The sequence below is a fragment of the Geminocystis sp. genome (genome assembly GCF_041753295.1).
Lineage (GTDB): Bacteria > Cyanobacteriota > Cyanobacteriia > Cyanobacteriales > Cyanobacteriaceae > Geminocystis.
Map to the genome: position 1 here is coordinate 1 of NZ_JBGSUU010000055.1, position 14,659 is coordinate 14,659.

The window sequence follows — 14,659 nt, forward strand, 5'->3', positions numbered from 1 at the left end:
CAAGTTACGAGCGATCGCTCGTCGGCTCTGGTACACAGCACGCCTCTGTGATAATTTAAGAGAGTAATAAAGATACGTGCGCGTAGCGTGCCTTCGGCATCACCTTATCTAAAAATCATACTTTAATTCAGCAACGCCAGAAGTCTTATTTTAAATCCACCGAAAATTGGATAAACTCATAAGAGATTTTTGTAGAAAAAAAGAAGAAAGTATCAAGGATTTTAAATCAAACCTATAATCAGAAAATAAGAATTAATTTTAAATTAAGTATTGTACAAATTTTATGAAAAATTATCAAAGCTCTAATTTATTAGAAAAATATCATATTATCAAAGAATTAGGAAGCCATGAAGAAGGTATTTATATTAATTATCTTGCTCAAAATAATTTCAACAATCAACAGGTTATTTTAACGGATTTAATTTCACCTTTACCTTTTTCTGAAACTACTAAAAATATAGATTATCAACAAATATTAACTTTATTACAATCTTTAAATCATGAGGGAATTCCACGTCATTTAGATTGTTTTGAGTCTATAAATGGTTTTTGTTTAGTACAAGAATATCCTCAAACTCAACCTGTTACTTTAATTAATAAATTGACTTGGGAAGAAATCAAAAAAATTGTTATTTCTACTCTTGATATTTTTATTTATTTACAAGAACAAAATTTTCCTATTTTTCATAATCAAATTTGTTTAAATAATTTATTAATTGATAGTAACTTTCAAGTTTATTTAATTAACTTTGGATTTGCAAAATTAGAAAATCTTAATTGTCCTTTTTACTCACAAATGAATATAAATAAAGGATTTATTCCCCCAGAACAAAAACGAGGAAAAGATCCGACAAAAAATAGTGATCTTTATAGTTTTGGAGTAACTTTAGCTTGTTTAATTACTGACACAAAAAATGATCAAATTAATAATTTAATAGGTCAAGATGGCACTTTTAATTTATTAGGATTGATTTCTAATCAAATGAGTTTAACATGGATTGAATGGCTAGAAAATATAGTAGCAATTAACCCTCAACATCGTTATCTTGACGCTATTACTGCCTTAGATGTCATTAAAAATATTGATATTATTAGAAATCCAGATGTTAAATTTACGCCTAATTTATTAGATTTAAAAGCTCATAATTATGGAGAAATAATAACTCAAAATATTACTATTATTAACCCCATTACGGACACAAATTTATTAGGAAAATGGGAAGTTTTACCTTCTAAATATGATATTATGTTAGACCATAATCATCCTTGGATTACCTTTAAACCTAAAAAATTTGAAGGAAATCAGATTGAATGTCAAATAATCATAAATACTAACAAGTTAAAAGCCCATAAAATTTATAAAAGAAAATTAGTTATCAAAGCTAATTCTGGTGAAAAAAATCATATTTTACCTTTAAGACTTGAAACGGCTTCTATTAAGAGTAAAAACTTATTATATGGTTCTTTAATTTTACTTTTTTTTACTGCATTAATTTGCGGTTGGTTAAGTGGAATTATGGTTAATTTTACCCCTAATATCATTAATTGGTTAACTTTTATTTTAGGATTAATCGTTGGAAGTATTGGCGGATATGGTGCAAGTTTTGCTAAAATAGACTGGTTTATAAAAGCTGTTGGTGCAATATCTTCACTGATTATAATTGTGGGATTTGTCGGTTTAAGTACAGATTTAGATCTAATTATCGGTTTTATAGCTAGTTTAATAATAACTTGTATTGCAGGAATGATGATCAAGTTTTATGGTGAAAAAAATTGTTCAAAAATCACTACTTTTATCTTAGCGTTATTAACGGCTATTTTTGGTATTAGTTTAGGGATTAATTTCAGTTTTATAAATACTAATTCTTTTCTTTTATTACTAATTATAAGTACTGGTTTCCCTTTAATTTTGATACTTATAAATCCTTATTGGCAATATCAAAAACAATTAAATAATTATCGCCGACAAGAAAAATCTTTGATTAATTCTTAAATGACTAATTAGTTATAAGAACAAAAAAACTCTTAATTTAACTTTAAAATTCTTCAAAACAAAATTTGACACAAATATTATTAAAGTTAATAGTTTGCAGATATGACTCTATATGCAAAAATAATAAAGTTGCCTTTGGGCTTATATCGTATTTTTATAAAAACTTATTAATTTTAACTATGAAAGTTGGCGATCGCATTAAAGTAGAAGAATCTGTAATAGTTTATCATCACCCAGAACACAAAAAAGAAGCCTTTGATATAAAGGGTTTAGAAGGAGAATTAATTGAAATCATCACAGAATGGGAAGGAAGGCCGTTAAGTGCGAATTTTCCTTATTTAGTACAATTTAGTAAAAAATTTAAAACCCATTTTCGAGAAGAAGAAATTATTACGATTTAAGATTAAAAATACTTGAAAGGGCTAAATATAGCCCATAATAATTTTAATTTTTAGAGAGTATTTGGTCAAAAAGAAGACTATAATTGCGTCGAATAAAGTCCTCATATTTTTCTCTTAATTCAGGTACAGATTTATAAGTAATAACATGAGTTTTAAATTCTTGTCCTTCACTTAAATATTTTCCGAAACTAGATTGAAGATAAACTCGATAATTCTCATCATTACTGAGATGAACTTTGAAAAAAGCCAATGCCATAGAGTTAGTATAATCTTCTAATAGATAAGGAGAAGGTAAAGTTAAATTTCCTACGGTTTGAATCATATCACTAATACCAGCATCTAATTGAGAAAAATCAACGTGAGCTTGTCCTTCTTGTAGCTGAAAATAAGTATTTTGACTATTAAGATAAGGAAATGTACGAGCTTGTTCAAAGACAAAAGGCGTAGCTGGATCGTAACTACCAGCAGCGAAAAAAGTTGGTATTTTAACTTCATTTAAACCGTTTGCACCAAAAATAGAAGCATTAACGGGGTTAACAGTATAAACCGCTTTGACACGGGCATCACGGAAATCATAATCTTTTCTAGGTAAATTTAAAGCGCGACATTGTAGTAGAAGTGCCGTATTAAGATTTCCTACTGCTAAATTACAGTTTCTTTCTAAATTATTGAAGTCAATCTTAGCACCACCTACCGCTAAAGCTGCATAACCTCCAAAAGAATGTCCTGCAACTCCCACACTATCTAAATTCAGTTTTCCCCCAAATTGACTAGGATTTAAACGAGTTAATTCATCCAACGTGAATGTAATATCTAAAGGGCGATTAATAAATTCTTCCACATAAAAAATCTGACGACTCATACCAGCAATAAAATTTTCCGTTTGTATAATATCACTGCCAATATGTTGAGGCATTGCCACCAAATAACCATAAGAAGCTAAATGGTTAGCTATATTAGCAAAATCTTCAGGACGGGAACTCAAACCATGAGAAAGTATAATTACAGGATTATTTTGTTGTAACTCTTTTGGATGATATATTTTAACGTAAAATCGTCTGTTTCTTTTAGTATCATATAAATTTAAAGTCGTATTAGTAACAGCAATTTTTCCTGTTTGTCGAATATCCGCTAATTGAGAAAAACCAACCGCTTCAGCACTTTTTGCTTCTTTTGTAGCTAAATTGGCTATTTCTTGGGCAAATAACTCACTAGCTTCCACTACTAAAGCAATTTGCTCACTATACTTAAGTGCTTGGGGAATATTAATTTGTACATCTACAGCTAAGTTACGAATTACATTCATTAAACTTAAACCATCTTTTTCCATTGCCGCCTTAATCAATGCACCACGCAATATATATTTCCCATTACTTCCTCCTCTAATGTTAATTACACTGCCAAAATAGTTAAGTAATCTTACGGCTTCTTCTGTGTTGAGAACTCTGGAAAGTAATACAGGATCGACAGTTACAGGCGTACTTAAGACTTTTCTAAATTCCGCTTTTTGCTCATCATTAACTTTAGCAAAAGATAAATAACGCCCTAAATTTTGATTTACTGTACCATCTTTGACAAATTGTTCTAAAGATTCAACTCTCAAGGAGGCAATGAAAGGAGTATAAACAGCAAAAATATTTTCCGCAGAATATACTTTAGGAATATCTAAAGCAGTTAAAGTAAAAAGACTTAAACCTAAAGCAGTTAATTTTTTAACCGATAAAAAAGAGAAAATCATAAAAAAGTAGTAAATTATTTACTGTTAATTATCTATCATAAATTTTAAGTTGATCAATTTAATTTATAATTGTTTACTTTTCTCAATAATATAAACAGTTACAATTAAAATAATCATAATTTCCTATAGTAATTTGAATGTTAGATAAGGAAAAGATGATCAAAAAACATTGAAGTTATTATGTATTAAAATTTAGGTTAAGTGATTTTAAATAAACATCAAATTACTTCGGTTTTTTTTAGTTAATTTTTAGAAAGTTTAATATTTTTATTACTTAATTTGAATAGAGATTTTAATTTGTTTCAAGATTTAATCTTGATTGATAATTTTCACCCTAATCCCTAATACTTAAAACTTAACAACTTTTTATTCTAATAAATTAGTTTATACAGCCTAAAGTCAATTTATAATAATGTTAATATTCTGATTAATTTTCTCAAATTTTTTCTGCAACTCTTAATTTTGCTGATCTTGAGCGAGGATTTAATCTTTGTTCTTCTATACTAGGTATAATAGGTTTTTTCGTGATAATTTTTAGATTAGGATGATCTCGAAATTGATTTTTAACGATACGATCTTCTAAACTATGAAAACTAATTACCGCAATTTTGCCCTCTGATTTTAGCCAATTCGGAGCTATTTGTAAAAATTTTTCTAAAGAAGCTAATTCTTCGTTAACTTTAATTCGTAACGCCTGAAAAGTTCGAGTAGCAGAATGTATTTTACCATGACGATACTTACTAGGTACACAAGATGCAATAGCTTCAGCTAATTGACGAGTAGTAGAAAAAGGACGTTTTTCAATGATAATTTTAGCGATGCGACGGGATAACCTTTCTTCACCGTAAAGATAAATTAAATCAGCTAGAGGTTTTTCTTGCCAACGATTAACAATATCTTTTGCCATCAGAGATTGACTGGTATCCATGCGCATATCTAAATCACCATCATGACGAAAACTGAAACCTCTTTCTGCCTGATCTAATTGAGGTGAACTAACACCTAAATCTGCTATAATACCGTCAAATTCGATATTTAAAGGTTGATAATCTGCAAAATTTCCTCGCCAAAAATTGATTCTATCTTCATAATTTTTTAACTTTTTTTGAGTAAAATTAATGGCTTGAATATCAAGATCAATAGCAGTAACTTTAATAGTATTATTATGAGCTAAAATAAGATTAGTGTGACCTCCTCCACCTAAAGTTGCATCTAAATAATGACCATTATCAACAATACTTAAACTATTAATAATTTCTTGGGGCAAAACTGATTCATGAAAAAAATCTATGGTTTTTTCTAACATAAAAATAAAGTGAACATTGTTCACAAAATAAACAAATAAGGATTAATGAAAAAATAAATTAAGTTGCTAAACTTTTATTAAAAATAGTCTAACAAAATAATATAAATAAAAATAATCTTATCACAAAGCGGTTTTGAGTAGATTATAATAAAAAAGAAAAAATCGTTATTAAAAAGAATTACAAAGTAAAATGACTAAAATTTTAATCTGGTTTCGTAATGATTTAAGAATTCATGATCAAGAAATTTTAATTGATGCGATAGAGGAAAATCCTGAGATGATTATACCAATTTATTGTTTTGATGAAAGACAATTTCAAACTACATCTTTCGGCTTTCCAAAAACAGGTAAATTTAGAGCAAAATTTTTATTAGAAGCAGTAACAGATTTAAGGAAATCTTTGCAAACAATAGGTAGTAATTTAATCCTTAGAAAAGGAATACCTGAAGAAATTATCCCTGATATTGCTATTAACTATCAAATTGATTTAGTTTGTTTTTCCCAAGAAGCTACCGCCGAAGAAATTAAGGTTGAGAGAAAGTTAGTTAAAGCATTAACTCAAGCAAAAATTAAAGTAAAATCTGTGTGGCAGTCAACTTTATATCACCCTCAACAATTGCCTTACGAAATAGCAGAAATTCCTGACTTATTTACTAACTTTAGAAAAGAAATTGAAAAAAAAAGTGAGGTATATTCTACATTAAAAACTCCTGAAAAATTACCCTCTATTCCTAATATTAATATAGGAGATATTCCTACTCTGCAAAACTTAGGTTTAGAAGAATATGAAGCTAGTCAAAAATCGGTTTTAAATTTTAAAGGTGGAGAAATAGAAGGTATTAATAGATTAAAAAATTATTTTTGGGAAAAAGACTGTTTAAAAGAATATAAAAAAACCCGTAATGGAATGTTAGGTAGTGACTATTCTTCTAAGTTTTCTCCTTGGTTAGCCCATGGTTGTTTATCTCCTCGTTATATTTATGAAGAAGTAAAAAAATATGAACAAGAAAGAGTTAAAAATGACTCCACTTATTGGTTAATTTTTGAGTTATTATGGCGAGATTTTTTCCGTTTTATCGCAGTTAAATACGGCAATAAAATTTTTTATAAATCTGGTTTACAAAATATTTCTTTACCTTGGCAAGAAAATTGGTCAATATTTGAAACATGGTGCGAGCGACAAACAGGTTATCCTTTAATAGATGCTAACATGAGAGAATTAAAAACCACAGGTTTTATGTCTAATCGTGGCAGACAAAATGTAGCTAGTTTTTTAACCAAAAATTTAGGCATAAATTGGCAAATGGGGGCACAATGGTTTGAATCTTTATTAATCGACTATGATGTGTGTAGCAACTGGGGAAATTGGAATTATACCGCAGGAATTGGTAATGATGCCAGAGGTTTTCGTTATTTTAATATCCCTAAACAATCTTTAGATTATGACTATCACGGGGATTATTTGCGTCATTGGTTGCCCGAAATTTCAGCTATCAAAGGAGAGAAAATTCACCAACCTTGGAAATTATCACCCCAAGAACAAAAACAACTTAAAATACAATTAGGGGTTAATTATCCTCGTCCTATAGTTGACTTTTTTCAGTCTATCAAACATAATGAGAAAGTTTATTTAAGCCATACATGAGTACAGTTTTAATTGTTGAAGATGATCCTATTAATATGAAAGTTTTTTCTAAAATTCTCACAAAAAGGGGAGGATTTGAGGTAAAAGGTACAGAAAACGTTGATGAAGTAATCACCATCGCACAATCTGGTAATGTTAATGTTATTTTAATGGATGTTTCTTTAGGTAATAGCTACTACGAAGGAAAAGCCGTTGATGGTATCAAAATCACTCAACTTTTAAAAGCTGATAACAAAACTAAACATATTCCAATTTTCCTTGTAACTGCTCATGCTATGCAAGGAGATAAAGAAAATTTTTTAGCGGAAAGTGGCGCTGATGGTTACATTTCTAAACCCATAGTTGATCATCAACTTTTTGTCGATACCGTCAAGGGAGTAATTAATTCTTAAACTATTTTCTCTTTTCTTTGTGCTAAATTTCCCTTAGTAAACTGTAAAAAATCTTATTTTGAAAGGGTTTGTATCGTTATAGCTAACAAAATTTTATTCATCCTCAAAAATTAAATTTAGTAAAATATTCCTGAGAATCAATTTAACTAATGTTTAAAACAATTCTTTCTATTATCCCCTTTCTCCTGTCTCCTATCTCCCTATTCCACTAAAAATTTTATGATTCACTGAGGTTAGATATGAGTGAAGATAAATTATAATCTATTAGCATATCAGGAATTAATAGTTATAATCCTTAAACTATGGTTAACAATCCAAAAGGTCGAAAAAGAGTCAATCACTTATATAAATGGTTATCCCCTGGTATTCTCGTTAAAAGATGGTTACTGACTAGCGTGATTGGCATTATATTTACGGTTTTAGGTATCGCTATTTGGACTAAATTGACTCCTATTTACCGTTTTCTGGATTTTATTATTGCTCTTCTGAATAAAATTACTAACAATATCCCTAATTATATTTCTGGTCCTGTGGTGATCATTTTAGGTTTATTTTTATTATATTGGGGACAAACTCGCACTTTTGGCTCAATTACTGAAGTTTTAAAGCCTGATAATGAAGAAGAACTTATTGACGTTCTTTGGAATTATCGTCGTCTCAATCGTGGTACAAAAGTAGTTGCCATCGGCGGTGGCACAGGTTTATCAACTTTATTACGAGGAATTAAATATTATAGTGCTAATATTACTGCTGTAGTTACTGTAGCCGATGACGGTGGTTCTTCAGGTAGAATACGCCGAGAAATGGGAATGTTACCTCCGGGAGATATTCGTAATTGTATCGCTGCTTTGGCTGATGAAGAAAAGTTATTAACGGAATTATTCCAATATCGTTTTACCGCAGGAGAAGGCTTAAATGGCCATAGTTTTGGTAATTTATTTTTAACGGCTTTAAATGACATTACAGGAAGTTTAGAAGGTGCTATCGATGCTAGTTCAAAAGTATTAGCTATTAAAGGTAAAGTTTTACCTGCTACTCTTTCTGATGTCAGTTTATGGGCAAAATTTGCCGACGGAAAAATTGTTGAGGGAGAGTCTAATATTCCTGAAGTCGGCGGAAAAATTATTGAGGTTGGTTGCAATCCCCCTAATCCTCCAGCTACTCCTGCGGTAATTAAAGCTATTCAACAAGCACAATATATCATCTTAGGACCGGGTAGCCTTTATACTAGCATTATTCCTAATTTATTAATTCCTGAAATTCGAGAAGCTATTATTAAAAGTTCTGCTCCTAAAATTTATGTTTGTAATATTATGACTCAAAAAGGCGAAACCGATGGTTTTACTGTTAGTGATCATATTCGCGCTATTGATCATGTTTGTGGTGGTAAAATATTTGATGCTATTTTAGTACAAGGGCGATCGCCATCACAAGAGATATTAAGAAAATATGCAGCAAAACACTGTCATCCAGTATATCTTGATCGAGAAGAAGTAGTTAAACTAGGTAGAAGAATAGTACAAGGTAATGTCATGAGTCAAGATTTAGACAGTAGTTATGTGCGTCATGATTCTCAATTATTAGGTAAAGCCTTATTCCGATGGTATAGCAGTACTCATAAATCCAAATTGTTTAGGTGAAGAATTAAACATTTAAAGGATAATTAAGCGACAATCGGAAGGATTGGCAGAATTATCAATTTCATCATAAAGAATATCAATCCATTCCTCCTCTTCAGGAAAATCTTTCCATTTGACAAGAAAAATCCAATATTGTGAGATGTTTAAAGCCTGACGAATTAAAACCCCTTCTTTTCTTTTTGTATCATAGAGAAGGTTTCTAGCTTTATTTTCATTATCTACTAAAGAAACACCCACACGAATTAAATTACCTTCTTGATTTTCTAAAAGAATAACCCCATCAATACCAAGAATTTCCCATAAAGTAGCAGAATCCGTCAAATCACAGCGTTTTTGAATGGCTTTGTCTAACTCTTTAGGTAAATATTGTTTAATGACTTGAAATAAATACTCTTCGTTTAAATCCTTAGCATTAAAATTAAGTATCCGAAGTTTAGAAGCAACTGACTGAAATCTTAAACTTAAACCCATCATAAAATTAACCTCACTAAAATAAATTATCTATTTTAAACCTAATTAATGGAAGAATTTTCCAAAAAACGAATAATCGGAGAATCATCAGGTTTACCATCACTAAAAATATTATCCAAGGCTTTTCTTAAAGTTTCTGCCATGACAATTTTATTTTCATAAACCACGATTACCCTTGCTAAAGTTGGTACACTATTTTTATCGGCTTCAATATATACTGGCTCTACATATAATAAAGATTCTTCTATCGGTATCACTAATAAATGCCCTTGTATTGCTTTTGAACCTTGGCGATCCCACAAAGAGATTTGACCTGATATGATAGGATCTTGATTAATTAAGGCTTGTATTTGATCAGGACCATAAACTAATCTTTGTTTAGGAAATTGATACAACAACAGTTTGCCATAATTTTCATCATCAGATCTTGCCGCTAACCATGCAATTAAATTCGGGCGAGATACGGGAGTATAAGGGTGTAATAAGATAAACTCTTCTTGCTGTGCAATAGGCAATTTCATAATTAAATAATAGGGTTGCATAGAAAGTATTTCATTTCCCAATATTTCTTCTGGTACTTGCCATTGATCTTCTCTGTTGTATAATACTTGAGGATCAGTTACATGATAAGTTAATAGTCTCTCGGATTGAGTATTAAAAAAATCTACAGGATAGCGAATATGTTGTTTAATATCTTTGGGCATCGCATTTAATGGCTGGAATAAATTGGGGAAGATTTTTTTCCATACCTTGATGATAGGATCATTTTCATCGCTAATATAAAAGGTAACGTCACCATCTTCGGCATTAATTAACGCTTTGACAGAGTTACGGATATAGTTAAAATTATTATCACCGGAATCTGAATAAGGAAAATGATCTGATATAGTATAACCATCTATTAACCAATATAAATGATTCGATTCTTCGTTACTCCCTTTTGCTGCCACTAAATAAGCATCCCTGTCGTAATATAAAAAAGGTGTTATGGCACTTAATCTTTCTCTAAGATTGCGACGGAATAAAATACGACTTTCTGAAGTAAAGTTATTAGTTAACAACATTCGCCAATCTTTTAAATACAGAGAAAATAACAATTTACGCCCAAAAGAATTAAGATAAATACCACCTTCTCCGTCATAGGTGTGATAAACATTTTCTTCTCCGCTAGGAAAATCAAACTCAGAAACTTTTGTATTTGTCATCACATAATCATTTGTAACCTCTCCATAATAAATTCGAGGGCGATAAATAGGAATACTATTTCTTACTCCTTCGGAAGTAGTTTTTAATGCCCCTGGATCTTCTGGTGTGCCAATATCTTTGATAAAATAGTAGGGTAAGCCACCTTCTGCCACACGGTTAACGGGAGACATGGTGAAACCATAACCATGAGTATAAACTAAATGTTGGTTTACCCAAGTTTGTGCTTGAGATGGTAATAATTGAGAATCTAATTCCCTTCCTGCAATAATTACTTGTTTATTTATTCCTTGACTTTCTCCTGAATCTCTTTTAATTTCGATATTATAGCGATCAATGTCAGCATCAAAGAATACATAATAAGGGCGAATTTGTTGTAATTGACGGTTAGCCTGTAAAATGGGGCGAGTATCCCAAAGACGAATATTATTAATAGTAAGATAATTTTTTTCTATATCTTCAATGGTTAAATTACCTTCAGGGTTAAAGGTTTTTACTTCAATTTTGTCTAAATTAAAAGCTGTTCTCGTTTCTTTGATATTATGAATAATATAAGGTTTCTCTAAAGCTAATTCGTTAGGTTGTACAATCATTGTTTGCACCAAAACACCTAATAAAAGTCCTAAAGAATATAAACTAAAATATAAAATAAAAGGGATAACTGAAAAAGATAAAATAGTTTTATTATTATTTTTAAAATTATATCTGTTTTTTTTTCCTGAACCAGTAATTGACTTAATTAATAACCAAATTGCCATTATTAAAGCATAAATACTAGCGATGGTTTCTCTGGGTAAACTAATATAAATATCCGTAAAACTTGCACCATAAACTACTCCTTCAGGAGATAATAAAAGTAGATAACGATTTAACCAATGAATCGCTGCTAAAATGATCATTAATAATGCAGCTAAACCATATAAATGTTGTAATTGATAACGAGAAAATCCTTTAAATTTACCGTCAGAAATACTATTATTAGATAACAAATAAATTAATGTTACAGCGACAATAGTATAAATAAATAAACCTTGTAATAATAAACTAATTATTTGTAAAAAAGGTATCTTAAAAATATAAAAACTTAAATCTTTGTAAAAAATGGGATCTTGATCATTAAAAGGAATACTATGAATATATTGTAAAAAAGTTCCCCAATATCCAGATAAAATAAAAGCAAATAAAAAACTATAATAAACAGCAATAATTTTTAACCATAACTCAGTTTTCAAGATTAATAAAGTAACAAAAATAATAATTACAATAATTACCCAACTTTCTTGAAAAATATTATTAGTTATCTCAGGTAAATTATTTAATTGAAAAGGTTTAGGAATATTCGATGCTAAATTTGGTAAATCAAGGGAAACATAATAAATTTTATTAATTATTTTCGTATAGTAAATAATACTAATACTAATTAAGAGGGAAAAACTAATAATAATTGGGAATAAATATTTTAATTTTAATTCAGGGGATTGAGAATATTGTTTATCTTTTAATAATTTATCATTAACTCTAAAGTTTTTCTGTTGTTTTTTTTGTTGATTAGCAATTATAAAATTAACAGATAAAAAAGAAATACAAATAAGAAAAGTAATTAGCCATAAAAATAACTTAGTAAAAGAAGTTTTCCAAAAAATTTCTAAGTAATTAACTTCTTTAAACCATAAAATATTGACATTAATTTTACTAACTATTATTAAACCTAAGTAAACAGATATTAATAAACCTATGATTATCAAAATTAGTTTGACATTATTATTATTTTTGACTAATTGAGACTTTTCTGTTGTTTTCATTCGTTAATAATATCCATTAAAGTTTATGATTAATAAAAAGAAGAAAAAAGTTAAAAGATAAAGAAAACTTTACAAAAGATATAAGTTTTAAAAATTAAGTAGTTATTGACAAAAAACTATTTTAATATCATTATTACCTTTAAACTTTAGTTTATACTAAAAAAATGATAACTATTTGATTATGACAGAAATTGATGAAAATAAAAAAGAGTTAAAATTTACATGGCAACAATTTCGAGAATATTGTGAAGTAGTTGCTACTGCTATTATTAAAAATCAAAAATCTTATTCTCAGATAATTGCCATTGCTAGAGGGGGGTTTTATTTAGGAGATTATCTCTCTCGAAGATTACAATTACCTTTATCTGTAATAGTGACTCAAAGTTATTCAAAAGATAATCAACAACAACAATTTTTATCGGGAAATTTATCTTATATTAACTCTCCTGAAAATACCGTTTTATTAGTAGATGATTTATTAGATACGGGAGTAACGATGACAATCATCAAAAAAATGTTAGAAGACACATGGAAAGTAAAAGTTGATACCGCAGTGATATGGCAAAAATCTCATAGTCAATATCAAGCTACTTTTTATCACAGTATAACCTCGAAAGATTATTGGATTAAACAACCTTTTGAAGAATTAAACATCCTCGACACCTAATACCTTAAATTAAAAGTAAGTTATTCAGTAGTAACTGTCAAAATTTGTGGAGGAGTGGCATCGGGAGGATAAAGAAAATCAACAGATATTAATTTTTTTGACTGAGAAGGCATGATTATACTAACTAAATTTTCGCCTTTTTCTCCTCTTTTTTGCACTAAATGAAAATATTTTAGACGAGGAATATTATTTTCACCATTATATTTTACTTGTACTAAACCTCGAAAAAAAGTTTGTGTAGGCAGTGGATTGAAAAAATTTACTCCGAGGGTATCTTGTTTTATGGGAGTAGAAATGGCTATATTAACAGTTTTACTATCCTTACTAGAATTAAACAAAGGTAAAGTTAAGCTATATTGTACTCCATAATTACCGTGGGCACTGTAAGCAGTATCTGGGTATCTTACTAACATAGGTGCTGTTTGAATTTGATTTATTCCTAGTGTACCACCAATTAAAGTACTCAAACCGTAAGAAAAAGCCTCCCCAGAGTTAGGAATAGTTAGAATTTCCTTTGAAGAAGAATCCGTTAAGTCAGTTTTCCATAAATTACCCTCAGAAACTCCTGCGACTCTACCATAAATTCTGTTTCCTGATGCTTCTGGTGGAGTTGGCGCCTTGTCACGGGGAAATGATAACGGTTGATTTTCTAAAAGTTGTTGCCATTGAGACAGAGTAGGGGGATTGTTTTCGGTGTCTTGATACATCGCTAAACTAGCTAAATATACTTTACCGCTACTATATAATCTCATATAAGTAGAACGTCCGTTAATAGGCGGTGTTAAAGTTTGTACTGGAATTGGCAAATTTAGTAACATTTTACTTTCCCCTGCCCCAATTATGATTTCCGGAGGGAAAATTTCTTGACGTTTTCCTTGCAAAATATCTCCCATAACTCGACTACCTGGCCCTGCATATATATTACTTCCTTCTATTTTCGAGGGTAAAGTGATAAAAGGTGCATCGGGTTGACTTAAATAACTTGCCGCTTCAAAAGTTTTAATAGTTACAGTTTCGGCGTTAGGATTATGTATAATGATTCCTAAATATAAAGTTCTTTGATCATCTTCTGTCGGTGGTTTTGCTACATGATGGGCAAAAATATCAAATCTTCCTTGAAAAGCAAAATTTAAGTGTGCTTCGGGATAAGTTTTGTTATCTTGAGGAAAAGTAGAAAGTAAGATTCCTTCTCCTAATACTAATTCTGGACTATTACTGTTAAATACTGGTATTTTATTTAATTTTCCTTGTAAAGGGCGTAAAGTATTATTATCTTCACTAATTATCTCACTATTTTGAGTGATATTTTGACTATAAACAATAGGTAAATTTAGAGGAATAAAAAAAGATAGAATATCTAACATAAACTAATTAATTAAAAAGAATTAAATAAACATTTTC

Annotated in this window: 11 protein-coding genes; 6 read left to right on the forward strand and 5 right to left on the reverse strand. The window is 29.6% G+C overall.

Annotated elements, in window-relative coordinates; genetic code table 11:
* The first annotated feature begins 283 nt into the window (after nucleotides 1–283).
* Nucleotides 284–1,993 (forward strand): protein kinase, encoded by a 1,710-nt coding sequence (locus ACEW8E_RS05745; protein ID WP_373479379.1) that lies wholly within the window; start codon nucleotides 284–286, stop codon nucleotides 1,991–1,993.
* Between the two features lie 179 nt (nucleotides 1,994–2,172).
* Nucleotides 2,173–2,394, forward strand: coding sequence for a ferredoxin-thioredoxin reductase variable chain (locus ACEW8E_RS05750; protein WP_373479380.1), 222 nt, complete (start codon nucleotides 2,173–2,175; stop codon nucleotides 2,392–2,394).
* Between the two features lie 43 nt (nucleotides 2,395–2,437).
* Here the strand turns inward: ACEW8E_RS05750 and ACEW8E_RS05755 are convergent, their stop codons facing one another.
* Entirely contained in the window at nucleotides 2,438–4,132 is a 1,695-nt protein-coding gene (locus ACEW8E_RS05755; protein ID WP_373479381.1) for an alpha/beta hydrolase, read from the reverse strand.
* Nucleotides 4,133–4,568: 436 nt separating this feature from the next.
* Nucleotides 4,569–5,438 carry a 16S rRNA (cytosine(1402)-N(4))-methyltransferase RsmH gene (rsmH, locus tag ACEW8E_RS05760; protein ID WP_373479382.1) on the reverse strand — a complete coding sequence of 290 codons (870 nt, stop codon included), beginning with the start codon at nucleotides 5,436–5,438 and terminating at the stop codon, nucleotides 4,569–4,571.
* Nucleotides 5,439–5,628: 190 nt separating this feature from the next.
* Between rsmH and ACEW8E_RS05765 the strand changes: the two genes are divergently transcribed.
* The 3 genes from ACEW8E_RS05765 to yvcK all read left to right on the forward strand — a co-directional run bounded on the left by ACEW8E_RS05765 (nucleotide 5,629) and on the right by yvcK (nucleotide 9,115).
* Nucleotides 5,629–7,083: a DASH family cryptochrome gene (locus ACEW8E_RS05765; protein ID WP_373479383.1), complete on the forward strand. Its 1,455-nt coding sequence runs from the start codon at nucleotides 5,629–5,631 to the stop codon at nucleotides 7,081–7,083.
* The gene (locus ACEW8E_RS05770; RefSeq protein ID WP_373479384.1) at nucleotides 7,080–7,475 is read left to right on the forward strand and encodes a response regulator; all 396 of its coding nucleotides are present in this window, start codon (nucleotides 7,080–7,082) and stop codon (nucleotides 7,473–7,475) included. The genes ACEW8E_RS05765 and ACEW8E_RS05770 overlap by 4 nt, the downstream gene beginning before the upstream one ends.
* Before the next feature lie 302 nt (nucleotides 7,476–7,777).
* Nucleotides 7,778–9,115, forward strand: coding sequence for a uridine diphosphate-N-acetylglucosamine-binding protein YvcK (yvcK, locus tag ACEW8E_RS05775; protein WP_373479385.1), 1,338 nt, complete (start codon nucleotides 7,778–7,780; stop codon nucleotides 9,113–9,115).
* A 12-nt stretch (nucleotides 9,116–9,127) separates the two neighbouring features.
* On the opposite strand, the gene ACEW8E_RS05780 is transcribed toward yvcK, so the two are convergent.
* Together ACEW8E_RS05780 and ACEW8E_RS05785 are read right to left on the reverse strand one after the other, a co-directional pair.
* Nucleotides 9,128–9,589 (reverse strand): hypothetical protein, encoded by a 462-nt coding sequence (locus ACEW8E_RS05780; protein WP_373479386.1) that lies wholly within the window; start codon nucleotides 9,587–9,589, stop codon nucleotides 9,128–9,130.
* 38 nt (nucleotides 9,590–9,627) lie between these two features.
* Nucleotides 9,628–12,591, reverse strand: a complete 2,964-nt coding sequence (locus tag ACEW8E_RS05785; protein ID WP_373479387.1) for a UPF0182 family protein — start codon at nucleotides 12,589–12,591, stop codon at nucleotides 9,628–9,630.
* A 181-nt stretch (nucleotides 12,592–12,772) separates the two neighbouring features.
* Between ACEW8E_RS05785 and ACEW8E_RS05790 the strand changes: the two genes are divergently transcribed.
* A complete protein-coding gene (locus ACEW8E_RS05790) occupies nucleotides 12,773–13,258 on the forward strand; it encodes a phosphoribosyltransferase (protein ID WP_373479388.1) in 486 nt (161 codons plus the stop codon).
* A gap of 20 nt (nucleotides 13,259–13,278) precedes the next feature.
* On the opposite strand, the gene ACEW8E_RS05795 is transcribed toward ACEW8E_RS05790, so the two are convergent.
* Nucleotides 13,279–14,622, reverse strand: coding sequence for a DUF3370 domain-containing protein (locus ACEW8E_RS05795; protein WP_373479389.1), 1,344 nt, complete (start codon nucleotides 14,620–14,622; stop codon nucleotides 13,279–13,281).
* Between the last annotated feature and the right edge of the window lie 37 nt (nucleotides 14,623–14,659).

Excerpts from the sequence above, each read along its gene's own strand:
- ACEW8E_RS05785 (WP_373479387.1), bottom strand. The coding sequence starts at position 12,591 with ATGAAAACAACAGAAAAGTCTCAATTAGTCAAAAATAATAATAATGTC.
- yvcK (WP_373479385.1), top strand. The coding sequence starts at position 7,778 with ATGGTTAACAATCCAAAAGGTCGAAAAAGAGTCAATCACTTATATAAA.
- ACEW8E_RS05765 (WP_373479383.1), top strand. The coding sequence starts at position 5,629 with ATGACTAAAATTTTAATCTGGTTTCGTAATGATTTAAGAATTCATGAT.
- ACEW8E_RS05795 (WP_373479389.1), bottom strand. The coding sequence starts at position 14,622 with ATGTTAGATATTCTATCTTTTTTTATTCCTCTAAATTTACCTATTGTT.
- ACEW8E_RS05745 (WP_373479379.1), top strand. The coding sequence starts at position 284 with ATGAAAAATTATCAAAGCTCTAATTTATTAGAAAAATATCATATTATC.
- rsmH (WP_373479382.1), bottom strand. The coding sequence starts at position 5,438 with ATGTTAGAAAAAACCATAGATTTTTTTCATGAATCAGTTTTGCCCCAA.
- ACEW8E_RS05750 (WP_373479380.1), top strand. The coding sequence starts at position 2,173 with ATGAAAGTTGGCGATCGCATTAAAGTAGAAGAATCTGTAATAGTTTAT.
- ACEW8E_RS05770 (WP_373479384.1), top strand. The coding sequence starts at position 7,080 with ATGAGTACAGTTTTAATTGTTGAAGATGATCCTATTAATATGAAAGTT.
- ACEW8E_RS05790 (WP_373479388.1), top strand. The coding sequence starts at position 12,773 with ATGACAGAAATTGATGAAAATAAAAAAGAGTTAAAATTTACATGGCAA.
- ACEW8E_RS05755 (WP_373479381.1), bottom strand. The coding sequence starts at position 4,132 with ATGATTTTCTCTTTTTTATCGGTTAAAAAATTAACTGCTTTAGGTTTA.
- ACEW8E_RS05780 (WP_373479386.1), bottom strand. The coding sequence starts at position 9,589 with ATGATGGGTTTAAGTTTAAGATTTCAGTCAGTTGCTTCTAAACTTCGG.